Consider the following 13,846-nt stretch of genomic DNA (forward strand, 5'->3'; position numbering starts at 1 on the left):
AATACGAAAGGATGGAGGAGCCCGCTTGGAAATTTTTATTATCGTACTCGTTATGCTTGTCCTGATTGGCGTTTCCAACGTCATTTACCGCTTTATTCCATTTGTGCCGGTTCCGCTTATACAGATTGCTCTCGGAGCTCTTATTGCCGTTATTCCGATTGGGTTCCATTTGCATCTGGAGCCAGAACTGTTCTTTATCCTGTTCATCGCTCCTCTCTTGTACAACGACGGAAGAAATACTCCGCGCGACGAGCTGTGGAGGCTGAGGGCACCCATTCTGCTGCTGTCCGTGGGGCTGGTGTTTGCAACGGTTGTTGTTGTGGGTTACACGATACACTGGATGATCCCGACGATACCTATTGCAGCCGCTTTTGGTCTCGCGGCTATTCTGTCTCCGACGGATGCGGTTGCCGTAGGCGCCTTGGCCGGCCGGATTCAGCTGCCCAAAAGCTTGATGCGCCTATTGGAAGGCGAAGCCCTGATGAACGATGCTTCCGGCCTCGTTGCCTTCAAATTCGCGATTGCTGCAGCGATGACGGGCGTATTCTCGCTGCACAAAGCAACGTTCAGCTTTATTATGATTGCTGCCGGCGGACTGCTGATCGGGGCCGTGCTGGCGTTTCTCATCATAGGAATCCGGCAGCTGCTTAGAAGGGCGGGACTGGAAGACGAGACGATGCATATGCTGCTGCAGCTCGTTACGCCGTTTCTGCTCTATCTTATCGCGGAGGAGCTTGGCGTATCCGGTATCCTTGCGGCAGTCGCTGGCGGAATCGTCCATGCCATTGAAGATGACCGGGTTGATCACAGCATGCCAAGGATGAAGGCGGTGTCGGTCAATACCTGGTCGGTTATCCTGTTTATTTTGAACGGGCTTGTTTTTGTTATTTTAGGTCTTCAAATCCCGCAGGTCGCCTCGGTGATCTTCAAGGATCCCAATTTTAATAACGGGGTCGTCATCGGTTACGCGATCGTTATTTTCGTCCTGCTGCTGGTGCTTCGGTTCGTCTGGACCTTTCTGTTCACCTGGTTTGGAAAAGATAAGCTCAGACTCAAAGTCATCGTTCTGACGACGGTTTCCGGCGTGCGGGGAGCCGTTACGCTCGCTGGTGCTTTTTCGATTCCGCTTGTGCTGAACAATAGCGATCCGTTCCCTCAAAGAGACTTAATCGTTTTTCTCGCCGCCTTTATTATTCTGTTATCGCTTCTGACGGCCAGCATTCTGCTGCCGCTCATCGCGAAAAAACGGGTTGCCGCCGACGAATCCGAGAAGGCGCATGAGGAGCGGGAATGGCAAATGAAGGTGATGGGGGCTGCTATTCGTCATCTGGAACGGGTAACTCATGAGGCCAACGAGGAGGCGATCGAGTCCGTTATTGCGGAATACCGCAGGATGATTCTGGAGCTGGAGATGATTGAAAATCAGAACCGGCCGCTGCCCCGCCGCCGCCAGCAGGAGCTGGAAATGCGGATGATCGCGCTCGATATCGAGCGGAAATACGTTAACGAGCAGCTCGAGAAAGGTACGATCAGCGAGAAGCATGCGAATTTCTATTATAAGATGCTGGATCAAATCGAGCTGATTTTGGCCAACCGGCTCCATCTATGGCGAATGGTGCTGAAGGGTTTATGGAGCAAAGTGAAAGCAAACTTTACAAGCGCGGGCCGAAAATTGGCGTTCACCGATGCGGATATTGCCACGCTGCGCGGATTAAGACTTCAATGTTCGGAGGCCGTCCTTGAAGAGATGGATGCCAGATGCCAGCCCGACACGAAAGACGATCCCACCGAATGCGTAACGGCGTATTATCATCAGATTATTAAACGGATGAAGGCGATGCCTGTTCATACGAAAAACAAGACGCATGATTTCAACGAAGCGAGGAAAGAGCTGCACTGGGTGGCCATTCAGGCCGAAAGGGATGAGGTTCAGACCTTGTACGAGAAAGGAACCATCGACCGGGAGCTTGCTTCAAATCTGCGGCGGCATATCCGGGACCGCGAGGCGGCTATGTACGAGGAGGATGAAATCGGTTAATCTTAAAGCTGTGCCGTAATTTGCACCGTATACTTTAAGAATTGAAGGAGAGATGCACATCATGACGCAATCCTATCATATTGTTGGCCTGACAGGCAGCTTGCGCAAGGCTTCCCTGAACAAAACGCTGCTGAAAAACGCGGCGGTGTTTCTACCGGAAAATTATACATACACCTACGCCGACCTTGGCGATCTGCCGCTGTACAACCAGGATCTCGAGGAGGATCTGCCGGAATCCGTCAAGCAGTTCGCCGAGCTGTGCAGCTCCGCAGACGGTTTTCTGATCAGTACTCCCGAATACAACGGCCTTATCACGGGCGTTCTCAAGAATGCGCTTGATTGGGTATCCCGGAAAAATATCGGCGCGCCGCTAGCTGCGAAGCCGGTGGCCGTAATGGGTGCTACAACCGGTCCAAGCGGCACGGCACGCGCGCAAACCAACCTGCGCCAGCTCATTTTCGCCCTCGATATGGATCCGGTGAACCGTCCTGAGCTGAAGCTTGCCCAGGCGCATTTGAAATTTGACGATGACGGCCGGTTAACGGACTTTGCCACCTTGCAAGTGCTGCAGCAATTAGTGGATAAATTCGTCCATAAGGTCGAGCGTTCGAAGGAATAGCGCCAATGAGTACGAACGGGATTTACTTGCGCTTGCTCGAGCTCGGAGATGCCAAGCCGATGCTTGAATTGAAGCTGAGGAACCGCGCTTTTTCCCAGCCTTTCGAACCTATTAGAGGGGAAGGGCATTATACGCTCGAAGAACAGGTGAAGGAAATTAGCAACGGTATTTCCGCGGCACAGCGGGAGCAGGCTTATTTTTACGGCGTATTCCTGAGGGAAGGGGACGAGCTGATAGGCCGGATTGCCCTGACGAGCGTATCCCGCGGCGTGTTCCAGAATGCGTATATGGGCTACTTTATCGATCAGGCTCATAACGGTCGCGGTTATGCCACATCAGCCGTATCGGAAGCGGTCAGCAAAGCCTTCGCCGAGCTGCAGCTCCACCGTATTCAGGCTGGCGTAATGCCAAAAAACGAGCGTTCGATCCGCGTCCTCCAAAAAGCCGGCTTTCGGCAAGAAGGCTTGGCTCAGCGTTATCTAAAAATTAACGGTCAATGGGAAGATCATCTCTTATTTGCAATCACGAAAGAAGACTTGACTTAACAAAAAACGGCTGTGCAGCTGTAATCTGCACAGCCGTTCGCTTTTGCTCGTGAATTCCAACGCTATAACTTATTGAAGGAATCCACGAGCAATGGCGATCGCATCCGTAGCAAACAGTCAATTTTCTGATGGAATGCATAATGACCTATGATATAAACTAGTTAAAAATAGATATAAACAGATATATTTGGAGGAGACCGGATGAGGAAAACGTTTAAAAGCAGTTTGGTTTTAATAGGTCTGGCTATCACCGTTCTCGTTATGGCGGCTTGCGGGAACAACGACACGGCGGCAGACAAGAACGCAGCCGGGACCAACGCAGACAGCAGTCATGCCGGCACAACGCAAGTTGAGCTTACGATATCCGCGGCGGCGAGCTTGACGGACGCGCTTATCGAAATCCAAAACACGTACAAAGAGAAAAATCCGAATGTGAAGCTGAATTTCAACTTCGGCGCGTCGGGCGCTCTGCAGCGGCAAATTGAACAAGGTGCTCCGGCAGATCTGTTCCTATCCGCCGCTGCGAAGAACTTGAAGACACTGGTTGACAAGCAGCTTATCGATACGGATAAGCAAACGAATTTGCTCAGCAATGAGCTTGTTGTCGTAGTTCCGGCTGATGGCGGCGCAGCTCTTGCAACGGAAGCCGATCTAACCAATGCGGAAGTGAAGCATGTTGCGATCGGTATTCCGGAGAGCGTTCCTGCCGGCAATTACGCGAAAGAGTCGTTAACGAATGCAAAGCTGTGGGATTCGCTGCAATCCAAAGCCGTGCAGGGCAAGGACGTTAGGCAAGTGCTTCAATATGTAGAGACGGGCAACGCGGATGCAGGCTTTGTGTATAAGACCGATGCCTTAACCTCGGATAAAGTAAAAATCGCGTTTACCGTAGATCCGGCAACCTACATGGCTATCCAGTATCCGGTGGGAATCGTGAAAGCAACGAAGCACGGCAAGGAAGCGGAAGATTTCTATACCTATTTGCAAACGCAGGAAGCGCTTGACGTGTTTTTGAAATTCGGCTTCTCCGTACCTGCAAAACAAGGAGCTTAACAAAAGAACGGGCAAACTTCTCTTTTTGGTTTATTTTACATGCGGCGGCAATGAGATTACACTGGTAACTAGCGAGAAGAGGAGGTAGTCATGCGTAAAATTGTTGCTGCCGCATTTATTTTGTTTACTCTGGCGATTATGGTCTTATCCCATAAGAGTGACGAGGGCTTTCGGATTACGGTCCACAATCAACTGGAGGAGGACATTTCCCAGCTGGTTCTTGTTTTTCCCAACGGTACGCAAACCTTCGGGTTGAAGGCTCATTCGGAGCAAAAACTCCATGTCCTACCCCAAAATTTCGGTGAGGGCTCCATAACGCTAAGGTATGAGGATGAGCTTACGAAACAGGAAATCACGATTTTTGGCTACATCGAAAATAATTATAGAGGAAAAGCCGACGTCACGATTGATTCGATAGCGGTTAACGGTGCGCTGCAGGTCAAGGTGAAAACAGATAACCAACTTTATTAAGCTGATGACTATATTAAGAAGCCGCGATCTCGGATCGCGGTTTTTTTTGGTTAATTTTCAGGAAGATTATGCAAACTAAGTTTTATTCTATCCTTGTCAGGAGGATGCGCGGATGACCTTTTCTAAAGCATTGCGAAACATGATCATTAAAGAATCGGCGAACAATCAGGATAAGCAGCCTCCGCCCGAGCAGAACTCCCAGCCGCCGACGCTTGCGCACACGATGGACGAGTTTATAGACTGCAGCGATATTACGCACCGAACGTTTCCGGATCACCTTGTTGATCTTGTTTATTTCGATCAACTGACGGATAAGGATAAGCTCAGCCGGCATATTTTGTCACCGTTGCTAAGCGGTAGCGATGAGGATGTCGCTAAGATGCTCAAGCATCTGCAACCCTTTAAAACAACCAGCAGCAAAACGCTGATTCTGGATGTATTGTCCGGCGGCATAGCCATCTTTCACGGTCCGGATGCTTATGTATTCAATGTCTATAGCCCGGAAGCAAGAGCGATTAGCCAATCGGAGACGGAAACGGTCATTACAGGCCCTCATGATGCCTTCACCGAGCAAATCAATGCAAGCCTCGCGATGATTCGCGCCAGGCTGAAGAGCTCGCATCTCAAGGTGATTAAGCTCTCCGTTGGCGAGGTTTCCAAGACGGACGTGTATCTGCTCTACGTGAAGGATATCGTCAATATGAAGTTTGTCGAAGAGGCGAAGAAGCGCATCCAGCAAATCGAGGTTGATGCCATTCTTGACACGAATATGCTCATTCAGTACATGGACGACAATAAATATTCGATTTTCCCGCAGTATCTGACTTCCGAGCGTCCAGACGCGATTGTCTCGAAGCTGGTGGCGGGACGCGTAGCGGGAATCGTGGACGGAAGCCCGTCCGTCATGACCCTGCCTACCTCGTTTTTCGAGTTTTTCTCTTCATCGGACGATTACTATCAGCGGTGGATACTGGGCAGCGCCATCAGACTGCTTCGCTTCATCGCGTTTGTTATTACGATCAGTTTTACCGCGTTGTACGTATCGGTTACGACGTTTCATTACGAGATGATTCCGGAAAATTTGCTCATGACGTTAACGGAATCCCGGAGCAGGGTGCCTTTCCCGCCATTATACGAGGCTTTGTTAATGGAAGTAACCATTGAGCTGCTTCGCGAAGCGGGAGCCAGACTTCCAACCAAAATCGGACAGACGATTGGCATCGTAGGCGGTATCGTTATCGGACAGGCAGCCGTACAGGCGGGGCTGACCAGTAACATTCTTATCATTGCCGTTGCTTCCTCCGCCATTGCGTCTTTCGTGATTCCGAGTTATGTGATGAGTGCTTCGATTCGGTTAATCCGGTTTGGACTCATCATGCTGGCAGGCTTCTTAGGCAATCTGGGACTGGTGTTTGGCATCGCGGCTATCGTCATTCACTTGAGCGGCTTAACCAGCATGGGGACGTCATATCTGAATCCGGTTGCCCCGTTTAAGCCAAAAGATTGGAAGGACATTTTTATTCGTGCTCCCTTCACAGCCTTGCGGGAAAGACCTTCGCAAAGCTCTTCCCCGAATATGGTGCGAAATAAAACCAAGGAGTGACCATATGAATACGGAGACGAAGGAAAAGCTCTCCCCATTCCATACCACCATCCTCGTCCATATGATTCAAACGGGTGTCATGGCGTTAATTCTTCCGCAGCTGCTCGCGGAGACCTTCGGCACTAACGGCTGGATTACGATGCTGGGGTTTGGTCTTATCGCCACCATAAATATTTTATTGATTGCGGCGGTATACAAGCTGGGGAAAGGGCGATCAATATTTCAAATCCTGGAGCAGTCGATTCCCAAATTTATGCTGGTACCCGTTTATTTGGCTTTGGCTTTGGTATGGATCATGCTTGGCTGCATGGCGGGGAAGGAATATATTCTTATTTTCCAGATGTATGCCTTCCCGACTACGGATCCGATGGAATTCAACTTCATCATGGATCTCCTGGTCTTCTGGCTGCTAACAAAAGGCTTATACAATATTACGAAAGCCTCAACGGTATTTTTTTGGCTGTTTGTGTGGATGTTCTTTCTTCTGTTCTTTTTCTATACGGATTTCAACTGGTCTAGGCTTACGCCATACTTATTCAAAGGAGGGCATTTCACTTATCTTGAAAGCCTGGATATTTTTTCGTCGCTTCTTGGTTACGAGGTTGTCCTTCTCATGTTTGCCTATACGAACCAGAAGACTAAGTTCGTAAAATCGGTCCTGATCGGCAATGGCATGACCACCATGACTTATACCTATCTCTCGATCGTTACTTTCGGGGTATATAGTCTCGAGCAATTGAAGAACAAGGCATTTCCCGTGCTTGAAATGTTAGCCTATATCCGTTTTCCGTTTATGGAGCGGATGGAGAATTTGCTGTACGGGTTTATATTGTTTACCGTCTTATTCTCGATCCTGATGTACGAATGGTGCGCTCTGGAGGTACTGAAGCAAATTTTCCCGAAATTGAAAGCAAACTTCCTTGCTTTTATAGTCATGTTGACATGCTTTCTGATCGCTTATATTCCGGAGACGCTAAACGAGGTTGGGGATTGGCTAAGCACGCTGAGCATGATCGAATGCGGAATCGCATTTGGTCTGCCCATTCTGTTATTGGTCGTTCTTATGTTTCAGAATATGGGGAGAAGTGCCGCTCATGAATAAATTACTGATAAGCTTGCTGGCGATATTGATGCTTGTCGTTCTTCCCGGATGCGATTACCGGATATTGGAGCGCATTGGTTTTACCTACGCGGCCAGTTATGATACGGCTCCGGAGAACCAGGTGGAAATTACCGTCAGTATACCAAGAGCCGAACCGACGATAAAAGTGAAAAGGGAAGTCCATTCCGCAATCGGAAAAAGCTCAAAGGACGCGAGAGTTAAATTTGCCAACGAAACCGATCTGCTGCTTGTTAACGGACAAATCCGCGTACTGCTTTATTCCGAGGCGCTTGCTCGCAAAGACCTGTCGAATGAGATAAACAGCATATTAAGGGACACCTCCATTTCCCCCTTAGTCAAGATCACTTTGGTAAACGGGAACGCGAAGGAAATGCTGATCAAGAATTACAAGCAGCATTTGTCTACAGACAAATACATCAATCGGCTGCTGGAGAAATCGAGCAGCAACAACCGCATTCCGAAAACAACGCTATACGAGTTTGAGCGGGATTATTATGAGGACGGAATCGATCCGGTCGCACCCATTCTGAAGGAAACGGGCGAAGATATTACGGTTGATGGCATTGCTTTATTTCAGGATTACAAATATATCGCCAAAATCCCGAATCGCGATGCCTTGTTGTTTTCGATTTTGAAGGGGAAATTCAAGAAAGGGGACATGAGCTTGGACTTGAGCAACGGCGAAGACGGGCGTTCGCCGGAATACATCATGTTCACTTCCGTTCTCAGCAACCGCAAGGTACATGTTGAACGCAAAGCCGGCGGCAAGATGCACGTTACGATCAAGGCCTATTTCAAAGGCTCTGTTCATGAATACATCGGGAACAAAAAACTTAGCATCGACGCTCAGAGACATGAGGTGGAACGTAAAGTTTCGGAGATAATGTCCGAAAGCGCGAATCGGCTGGTGAAGCAGCTGCAGCAGCACAAGGTGGACAGTCTTGGCATCGGCATGCATGTCCGAAACAGCATGTCATACGAAGCGTGGAAGAAGCTGGATTGGCGCGAGGAGTATCCCAAAGTAGAGATTGAATGCAAGCTTCAATTCAAAGCGAAGGATTACGGAAAAATCAGGTAAATAAAAAAGCCCGCTTCAGGCACCAGCCTTAAGCGGGCTCTTGTGTCTTATTGCATCGAACGGTATGGCGAGTTCATGCCTTCGTTGTTGGAGTTGAAGTTCGAATTCGTATACGAATGCTGCGATGCATAACCCGTGTTGTAGGACGGAGTATGGGCGTTAAAGGATTGCGAAACGGAGGAGTTGAATTGCGTATGAATCATGCTCTCCACTTGTTTGCAAATCTGCGATACTTGTTGTAGCTGCTGGATAGCCGTTTGATGACCTTGAAGAGCGGTCTGAATGATTTGGGCTGCTTTTTGCTCGCGGGCCGCAAGCTCTTGAAGACGCTGCGCGTTTTGCTGCTCTTGCTGAAGCAGCATCGAATAATTTTGGCTGGCTTGCTGCGTTTGGTTAACCAGCTGTTGAATCATTTGCTCGCATTGATGAAGGGACTGGCTTGCTTGATTGTTGTTTGCGAATTGCATGGATTAATTCCTCCTTTGGTTTGACGAACACGTATAGAGTCCCAAGCAACTCAATTACTATTCAATTATTTTTCTCCGTCATAAACTGCGCGGCAGAGGACATTCTAATAAGCGGTGCTCAACTTAATCCCGACTGATTTACTTGGAGGATGTAATGGAGAAGAAGAAAAAATTAGATTTGGCTTCCATCGCAACTATTCCTTTAACGATGACCTTGGCGAATTCCATTTTGATTCCAGTCCTTCCTTCCATGCAGAAAGCGATGGGAATAACCGCGGTACAATCCAGTTTGCTAATTACGGCTTATGCGGCTGTAGCCATCATATTTATTCCGATTGCCGGATATTTGTCAGACCGCATTGGCCGGAAAAAAGTAATTCTGCCCGGGCTGCTGCTTGTTGCGGCCGCCGGCGCTTTTTGCGGCTTTGCCGCTATTTCGTTCGATAAACCGTATGCTCTTGTTATGACGGGGAGATTATTTCAGGGATTGGGAGCGGCAGGCTGCTTCCCGGTCGTGCTTCCGCTTGTCGGGGACTTATTCAAGAAGGAAGAGGATGTAAGCAACGGACTTGGCCTTGTCGAAACGGCAAATACGTTTGGGAAAGTACTTGCCCCGATTATAGGGTCGGCTTTGGCCATGTGGACGTGGTATATGCCATTTTGGTTCATTCCGGTATTCAGCCTGATCTCCTTTCTTTTAGTTGCCATATGGGTTAAAGCTCCGAAGGATAAAAAACCGGCTGTTCCTTTTGGCCAGTTCGTGCGGAATGTCATTTCCTTGTTCCATGAAAAGGGAAGATGGATTTGGGGCGTATACGTGGCGGGCGGAATCAATATGTTTGCGATATTCGCTTCCTTGTTTTATTTATCCGAGATTTTGGAGGAACGGGGGAGTCACGGCATTCTGAAGGGCTGTCTCGTTGCTATTCCGCTTGCTGCCCTCTGTTCCACCTCATGGGCGATCGGCAAATGGATCGGTCAGAACAAGAAGCTGATGAAATGGATTAGCGTCATAGGGTTCATTGAAGCGGCAGGCAGCTTTATTTTTTTGGCATTTGGAGGAAGGGACTCGATATGGTTCATTATTATCATCCTCTTCGCGGGTTCCATTGGCCTTGGAGCGGCATTGCCAAGCCTTGATGCCCTGCTGACGGAAGGAATTGAGAAGGAGCAGCGCGGCACGATCACCTCCATATACAGCAGTATCCGGTTTCTTGGCGTTGCGGCAGGCCCTCCCTTAGCCGCGTTGCTTATCGCGCATACGAAATCCTCCTTATTCTGGCTGTTAACCGCATGCTGCGTTGCCGCCGCGCTTATCGCTCTATTTACAATCAAGCCAAAGCAAGGTTAAACGTTATATCCGGGCGGTTCCCTTCATACCATCTATAGGAATGAAGCGGAGGAGGGATCAGCGATTGGCCAAGTCTGAATGGTATGAGCATCGCTTCTGGCTGCAAATTTTGGGCGATCATGGCAGGTTTATTTTAAATACCCTGTCGCCGGTAGAGAGCAATGATATCAAGCTTGCCAACTATTTTATAACGGCTTTTGATCAGCTGCTCGAGTATGCAAGACAATCCTCATCGGAGACGGATTGTTTGTCCATTAGCAGGCAAGCGCTTGATTTAACGATCGAAATGCGGTCTTTTAAGCTGAATTTGCTGGAAAGAGCCTTGTTTGGGAAAGTAAAGATTATGCTGACTCCGACTTTTCTCAACCATATGGTGAATGAGCTGGAGGAGTATCTTCGAATTTTGAAGGAGCTTGCCGCCGGCAAGCCGGTACCTGTGTTTGATGCTCTTCATCATGATTTCTTGTGGCTGCCCGATGCAGCAGGGCATGCCGCTTCGATCGGCAGCGACCTCGATTTTGTCGAGAAGCCGATGATCAAGCGGACGCAGCTATTCGAAGTACGGTTTAATGAGCTTTATTTAAAAAGCGTGGAAATGGCAGGTTACATGAGGACGGAATTGAAGGATTTTCCCGCCTTCAGGCGGCTCCATAAAGAAGTGGATGTGGAAATGAAGCTGTTTGTCGCCTTTCTGAAGGAGCTGGAGGAGCTGGAAGTTACGGATGAGGTGCTTGACCGGATCAGTCCGTTAATGCCCGATCATATGATGCGGGAAGAATGCTATTATCTTACGAAGCTGGCCCAGCTGGGGCTGGTTCCAAGCCCGAATTGCCAAGCGGATAAGCCGCGTGTGCAGCCCTGACGAAGCAATGACTATCTCCTGACGAGATAGTCGTTTTTTTATGGGGAATGAAACATTGGGAAACCGAGATTCGTTCAAGGATCTCTGTCAGCGCATCGTACGCGTCCAAGTCGTTCCCATGGTCCAATGTAACCAATCCTGCGTATTATCCGGTAATAGAGGTTGCTGATCTGAATGAGGACGGCGATAATGAAATTATCGTTGTTTTGACCAAAGGCTATGGAACAGGCGTTCATGCGCAGGAGATTCATATCTTAAGCGAAAATGATCTCAAAGAGTTAATGATTGCGGATCCCTCTTATTACATAGACAAGAACTCTCATTCAAGTATTCAGAGCTAGGAGTTGAAGCTTGTGTTTCTAAGAAGCGTGGAGATCAGGCGGGACGAGAACATAAACAAGCGGGAATATCCCTTCACGATACCGGCAATCCGGTCGATGAAAAGGCTGCATTTCCGTTCAAACGTAACGTTTCTGGTTGGGGAGAACGGATCGGGCAAATCGACCTTGCTTGAGGCGATTGCCTATCAATGCGGCTTCCATACGGCAGGAGGCGGCAGGAATAACGCTTATGAAGTAGAGGCTTCATCGGCGATACTGGGCAACGCCATAAGGCTAGCCTGGATGCCCAAGGTGACGAACGGTTTTTTTCTGCGCGCCGAAACCTTTTATCACTTTGCTTCTTATATCGACACTCTTGATCCCGATGTGTTACGCAATTACGGCGGCCGTTCCTTGCACCAGCAATCGCACGGGGAAGCTTTCCTGTCGCTGTTCAAGCACCGGTTCGGCAAAAAAGCGATCTATCTCCTCGACGAGCCCGAGGCGGCGTTATCGCCGGCCAGGCAGCTTGCGCTTATGCGCGTTATTAAAGATTTATCGGAGGAGGCCCAGTTCATCATCGCAACGCATTCTCCGATTCTTCTGGGGTATCCGGAAGCGCAAATTTATAATTTCGATGAACAGCCCGTTGAGGAAATCGCATATGAAGATACGCTGCACTATATTGTGACGCGCAGATTTCTCGAGAACCGGAAGACGGTGCTCAAAGAATTGTTTGAAGACTGATTCAAGGCAGGAGGGAGGTCGTAAGCGTGGAGGACCAATGGAGAATTGCGGAGCATGACCCGAGGTGGCCGATCATGTTCCAAGAGACGGCCGCAAGCTTGCGGGAAGCTTTAGGTGATATTGCGTTAAGAATTGATCATATTGGATCAACTTCGATTAGCGGTTTGGATGCGAAGCCGATCATCGATATTCAAATCTCCGTCTCCCGATTGGACGAGCTGGATCGTTATAAACCCAATATTGAACAGCTCGGATTCGTGTATAGGGATGACAATCCGGATTTATCAAAGAGGTATCTCAGAGAAGCGCCCGGTACTCGCAGAACCCATATTCACGTGAGGCAGGCAGGAAGCTTCTCGGAGCAGATGAACCTGTTGCTCCGCGATTATTTGCGGCAGCACCCGGAGGATTGCCTGCGTTACGGGCAAGAGAAGCACCGCCTGATGGAATTGCACAAGCATGAGCGGATCAAGTATGTTGAAGGCAAAGCCCCCATCGTATGGGACATTCTGCATAGAGCGCATCTCTGGTCGCAAGATACCGGCTGGCAGCCGGGCGAGACGGACAGGTAGGCATACGCGATAGGAAGAAACTTAAGCTTCAACAGCAATCGGGAGGCGAAGATGACTTTAACTCAACTCAAATACATCATTGAAGTCGCGAACCGCGGCTCCATTAACGAAGCGGCGAAGAGGCTGTTTATATCGCAGCCAACGCTGTCGAACGCCATTAAGGATCTGGAAGAAGAGCTGCAGCTGGCCATATTCGAGCGCTCGAATAAAGGGATATCCCTCTCCAAGGAGGGAGTAGAGTTCCTCGGCTATGCCCGTCAGGTGGTGGAGCAGGCGGAGCTGCTGGAAGGCCGGTACTTGAATAAAAAGCCGTCTCCGCAGCATTTTTCGGTGTCCACGCAGCACTATGCTTTTGCCGTAAATGCCTTTGTAAGTCTAGTCCAGGAATACGGCCAAGAGGAATACGAGCTGTCGCTTAGGGAAACGAAGACCTACGAAATTATCGAGGACGTAAAAAGCCTTCGAAGCGAGATTGGCATCCTTTATCTGAACGAATTCAACGGCAAAGTCATCAATAAGCTGCTGAAGGACTCGAACCTGCAGTTCACGAGCCTGTTTACGGCCAAGCCGCATATTTTCATCAGCATCAAGAATCCTCTCGCGAAGCAAGCCAAGGTAACGATCGACCAGCTGGACGAGTTTCCGTATCTGTCCTTTGACCAAGGAGAGTATAACTCCTTCCACTTCGCCGAGGAGATTCTAAGCACCTTATCGCATAAGAAAAGCATCCGGGTCAACGACCGCGCAACGTTGTTCAACCTTCTGATTGGCTTGAACGGCTACACGATCTCAACCGGCGTGCTTAGCGCGGACCTGAACGGAAACGAGATTATACCCGTGCCGCTTGAGACGGACGAGACGATTAACGTAGGCTGGATTGCGCACCGGAGCACCGCGTTATCCAAGCTTGGAACCGCTTATATCGAGGCTTTGCATCAAGCGATAGCTCCTGCTCCTTGATATAGCTATTGGCTATAGCTGGATATAGTATTTTACA

General features: G+C 49.2%; 15 protein-coding genes. 14 read left to right on the forward strand and 1 reads right to left on the reverse strand.

Annotated features, from left to right (window positions below; genetic code table 11):
• Positions 1 to 25: 25 nt before the first annotated feature.
• From EV294_RS17830 to EV294_RS17865, 8 genes are all read left to right on the forward strand, one after another.
• On the forward strand, positions 26 to 2,038 hold the full coding sequence (locus EV294_RS17830; protein WP_132309150.1) for a Na+/H+ antiporter: 2,013 nt from the start codon (positions 26 to 28) through the stop codon (positions 2,036 to 2,038).
• Positions 2,039 to 2,099: 61 nt separating this feature from the next.
• Complete coding sequence (locus tag EV294_RS17835) at positions 2,100 to 2,657, forward strand: NADPH-dependent FMN reductase (protein ID WP_132309152.1); 558 nt, start codon at positions 2,100 to 2,102, stop codon at positions 2,655 to 2,657.
• Positions 2,658 to 2,662: 5 nt separating this feature from the next.
• Complete coding sequence (locus EV294_RS17840; protein WP_132309154.1) at positions 2,663 to 3,202, forward strand: GNAT family N-acetyltransferase; 540 nt, start codon at positions 2,663 to 2,665, stop codon at positions 3,200 to 3,202.
• A 201-nt stretch (positions 3,203 to 3,403) separates the two neighbouring features.
• Entirely contained in the window at positions 3,404 to 4,255 is an 852-nt protein-coding gene (gene modA, locus EV294_RS17845) for a molybdate ABC transporter substrate-binding protein (RefSeq protein WP_132309156.1), read from the forward strand.
• A 90-nt stretch (positions 4,256 to 4,345) separates the two neighbouring features.
• Positions 4,346 to 4,726 (forward strand): hypothetical protein, encoded by a 381-nt coding sequence (locus EV294_RS17850; protein ID WP_132309158.1) that lies wholly within the window; start codon positions 4,346 to 4,348, stop codon positions 4,724 to 4,726.
• A gap of 112 nt (positions 4,727 to 4,838) precedes the next feature.
• Complete coding sequence (locus tag EV294_RS17855; protein WP_243711697.1) at positions 4,839 to 6,329, forward strand: spore germination protein; 1,491 nt, start codon at positions 4,839 to 4,841, stop codon at positions 6,327 to 6,329.
• A 4-nt stretch (positions 6,330 to 6,333) separates the two neighbouring features.
• A complete protein-coding gene (locus EV294_RS17860) occupies positions 6,334 to 7,431 on the forward strand; it encodes a GerAB/ArcD/ProY family transporter (RefSeq protein ID WP_132309160.1) in 1,098 nt (365 codons plus the stop codon).
• Positions 7,424 to 8,530: a Ger(x)C family spore germination protein gene (locus tag EV294_RS17865; RefSeq protein ID WP_132309162.1), complete on the forward strand. Its 1,107-nt coding sequence runs from the start codon at positions 7,424 to 7,426 to the stop codon at positions 8,528 to 8,530. The genes EV294_RS17860 and EV294_RS17865 overlap by 8 nt, the downstream gene beginning before the upstream one ends.
• Positions 8,531 to 8,577: 47 nt before the next feature.
• On the opposite strand, the gene EV294_RS31005 is transcribed toward EV294_RS17865, so the two are convergent.
• Positions 8,578 to 8,997 carry a hypothetical protein gene (locus EV294_RS31005; protein WP_132309164.1) on the reverse strand — a complete coding sequence of 140 codons (420 nt, stop codon included), beginning with the start codon at positions 8,995 to 8,997 and terminating at the stop codon, positions 8,578 to 8,580.
• A gap of 154 nt (positions 8,998 to 9,151) precedes the next feature.
• On the opposite strand from EV294_RS31005, the gene EV294_RS17875 reads away from it, so the two are divergent.
• The 6 genes from EV294_RS17875 to EV294_RS17900 all read left to right on the forward strand — a co-directional run bounded on the left by EV294_RS17875 (position 9,152) and on the right by EV294_RS17900 (position 13,809).
• Entirely contained in the window at positions 9,152 to 10,348 is a 1,197-nt protein-coding gene (locus EV294_RS17875; protein WP_132309166.1) for an MFS transporter, read from the forward strand.
• Between the two features lie 64 nt (positions 10,349 to 10,412).
• Positions 10,413 to 11,210 carry a DUF2935 domain-containing protein gene (locus tag EV294_RS17880; protein WP_207918163.1) on the forward strand — a complete coding sequence of 266 codons (798 nt, stop codon included), beginning with the start codon at positions 10,413 to 10,415 and terminating at the stop codon, positions 11,208 to 11,210.
• 47 nt (positions 11,211 to 11,257) lie between these two features.
• Positions 11,258 to 11,551, forward strand: a complete 294-nt coding sequence (locus tag EV294_RS17885; protein ID WP_132309170.1) for a hypothetical protein — start codon at positions 11,258 to 11,260, stop codon at positions 11,549 to 11,551.
• Positions 11,552 to 11,563: 12 nt separating this feature from the next.
• Positions 11,564 to 12,277 (forward strand): AAA family ATPase, encoded by a 714-nt coding sequence (locus tag EV294_RS17890; RefSeq protein WP_132309172.1) that lies wholly within the window; start codon positions 11,564 to 11,566, stop codon positions 12,275 to 12,277.
• Between the two features lie 26 nt (positions 12,278 to 12,303).
• Positions 12,304 to 12,849: a GrpB family protein gene (locus EV294_RS17895; RefSeq protein WP_132309174.1), complete on the forward strand. Its 546-nt coding sequence runs from the start codon at positions 12,304 to 12,306 to the stop codon at positions 12,847 to 12,849.
• Positions 12,850 to 12,900: 51 nt separating this feature from the next.
• Complete coding sequence (locus EV294_RS17900; RefSeq protein ID WP_132309176.1) at positions 12,901 to 13,809, forward strand: LysR family transcriptional regulator; 909 nt, start codon at positions 12,901 to 12,903, stop codon at positions 13,807 to 13,809.
• Positions 13,810 to 13,846: the final 37 nt, after the last annotated feature.

This window comes from Paenibacillus sp. BK033, assembly GCF_004345425.1.
In the GTDB taxonomy this organism is placed as follows: Bacteria; Bacillota; Bacilli; order Paenibacillales; family Paenibacillaceae; genus Pristimantibacillus.

Excerpts from the sequence above, each read along its gene's own strand:
- EV294_RS17840 (WP_132309154.1), top strand. The coding sequence starts at position 2,663 with ATGAGTACGAACGGGATTTACTTGCGCTTGCTCGAGCTCGGAGATGCC.
- EV294_RS17875 (WP_132309166.1), top strand. The coding sequence starts at position 9,152 with ATGGAGAAGAAGAAAAAATTAGATTTGGCTTCCATCGCAACTATTCCT.
- EV294_RS17855 (WP_243711697.1), top strand. The coding sequence starts at position 4,839 with ATGACCTTTTCTAAAGCATTGCGAAACATGATCATTAAAGAATCGGCG.
- modA (WP_132309156.1), top strand. The coding sequence starts at position 3,404 with ATGAGGAAAACGTTTAAAAGCAGTTTGGTTTTAATAGGTCTGGCTATC.
- EV294_RS17885 (WP_132309170.1), top strand. The coding sequence starts at position 11,258 with ATGAAACATTGGGAAACCGAGATTCGTTCAAGGATCTCTGTCAGCGCA.
- EV294_RS17835 (WP_132309152.1), top strand. The coding sequence starts at position 2,100 with ATGACGCAATCCTATCATATTGTTGGCCTGACAGGCAGCTTGCGCAAG.
- EV294_RS17850 (WP_132309158.1), top strand. The coding sequence starts at position 4,346 with ATGCGTAAAATTGTTGCTGCCGCATTTATTTTGTTTACTCTGGCGATT.
- EV294_RS17900 (WP_132309176.1), top strand. The coding sequence starts at position 12,901 with ATGACTTTAACTCAACTCAAATACATCATTGAAGTCGCGAACCGCGGC.
- EV294_RS31005 (WP_132309164.1), bottom strand. The coding sequence starts at position 8,997 with ATGCAATTCGCAAACAACAATCAAGCAAGCCAGTCCCTTCATCAATGC.
- EV294_RS17865 (WP_132309162.1), top strand. The coding sequence starts at position 7,424 with ATGAATAAATTACTGATAAGCTTGCTGGCGATATTGATGCTTGTCGTT.
- EV294_RS17860 (WP_132309160.1), top strand. The coding sequence starts at position 6,334 with ATGAATACGGAGACGAAGGAAAAGCTCTCCCCATTCCATACCACCATC.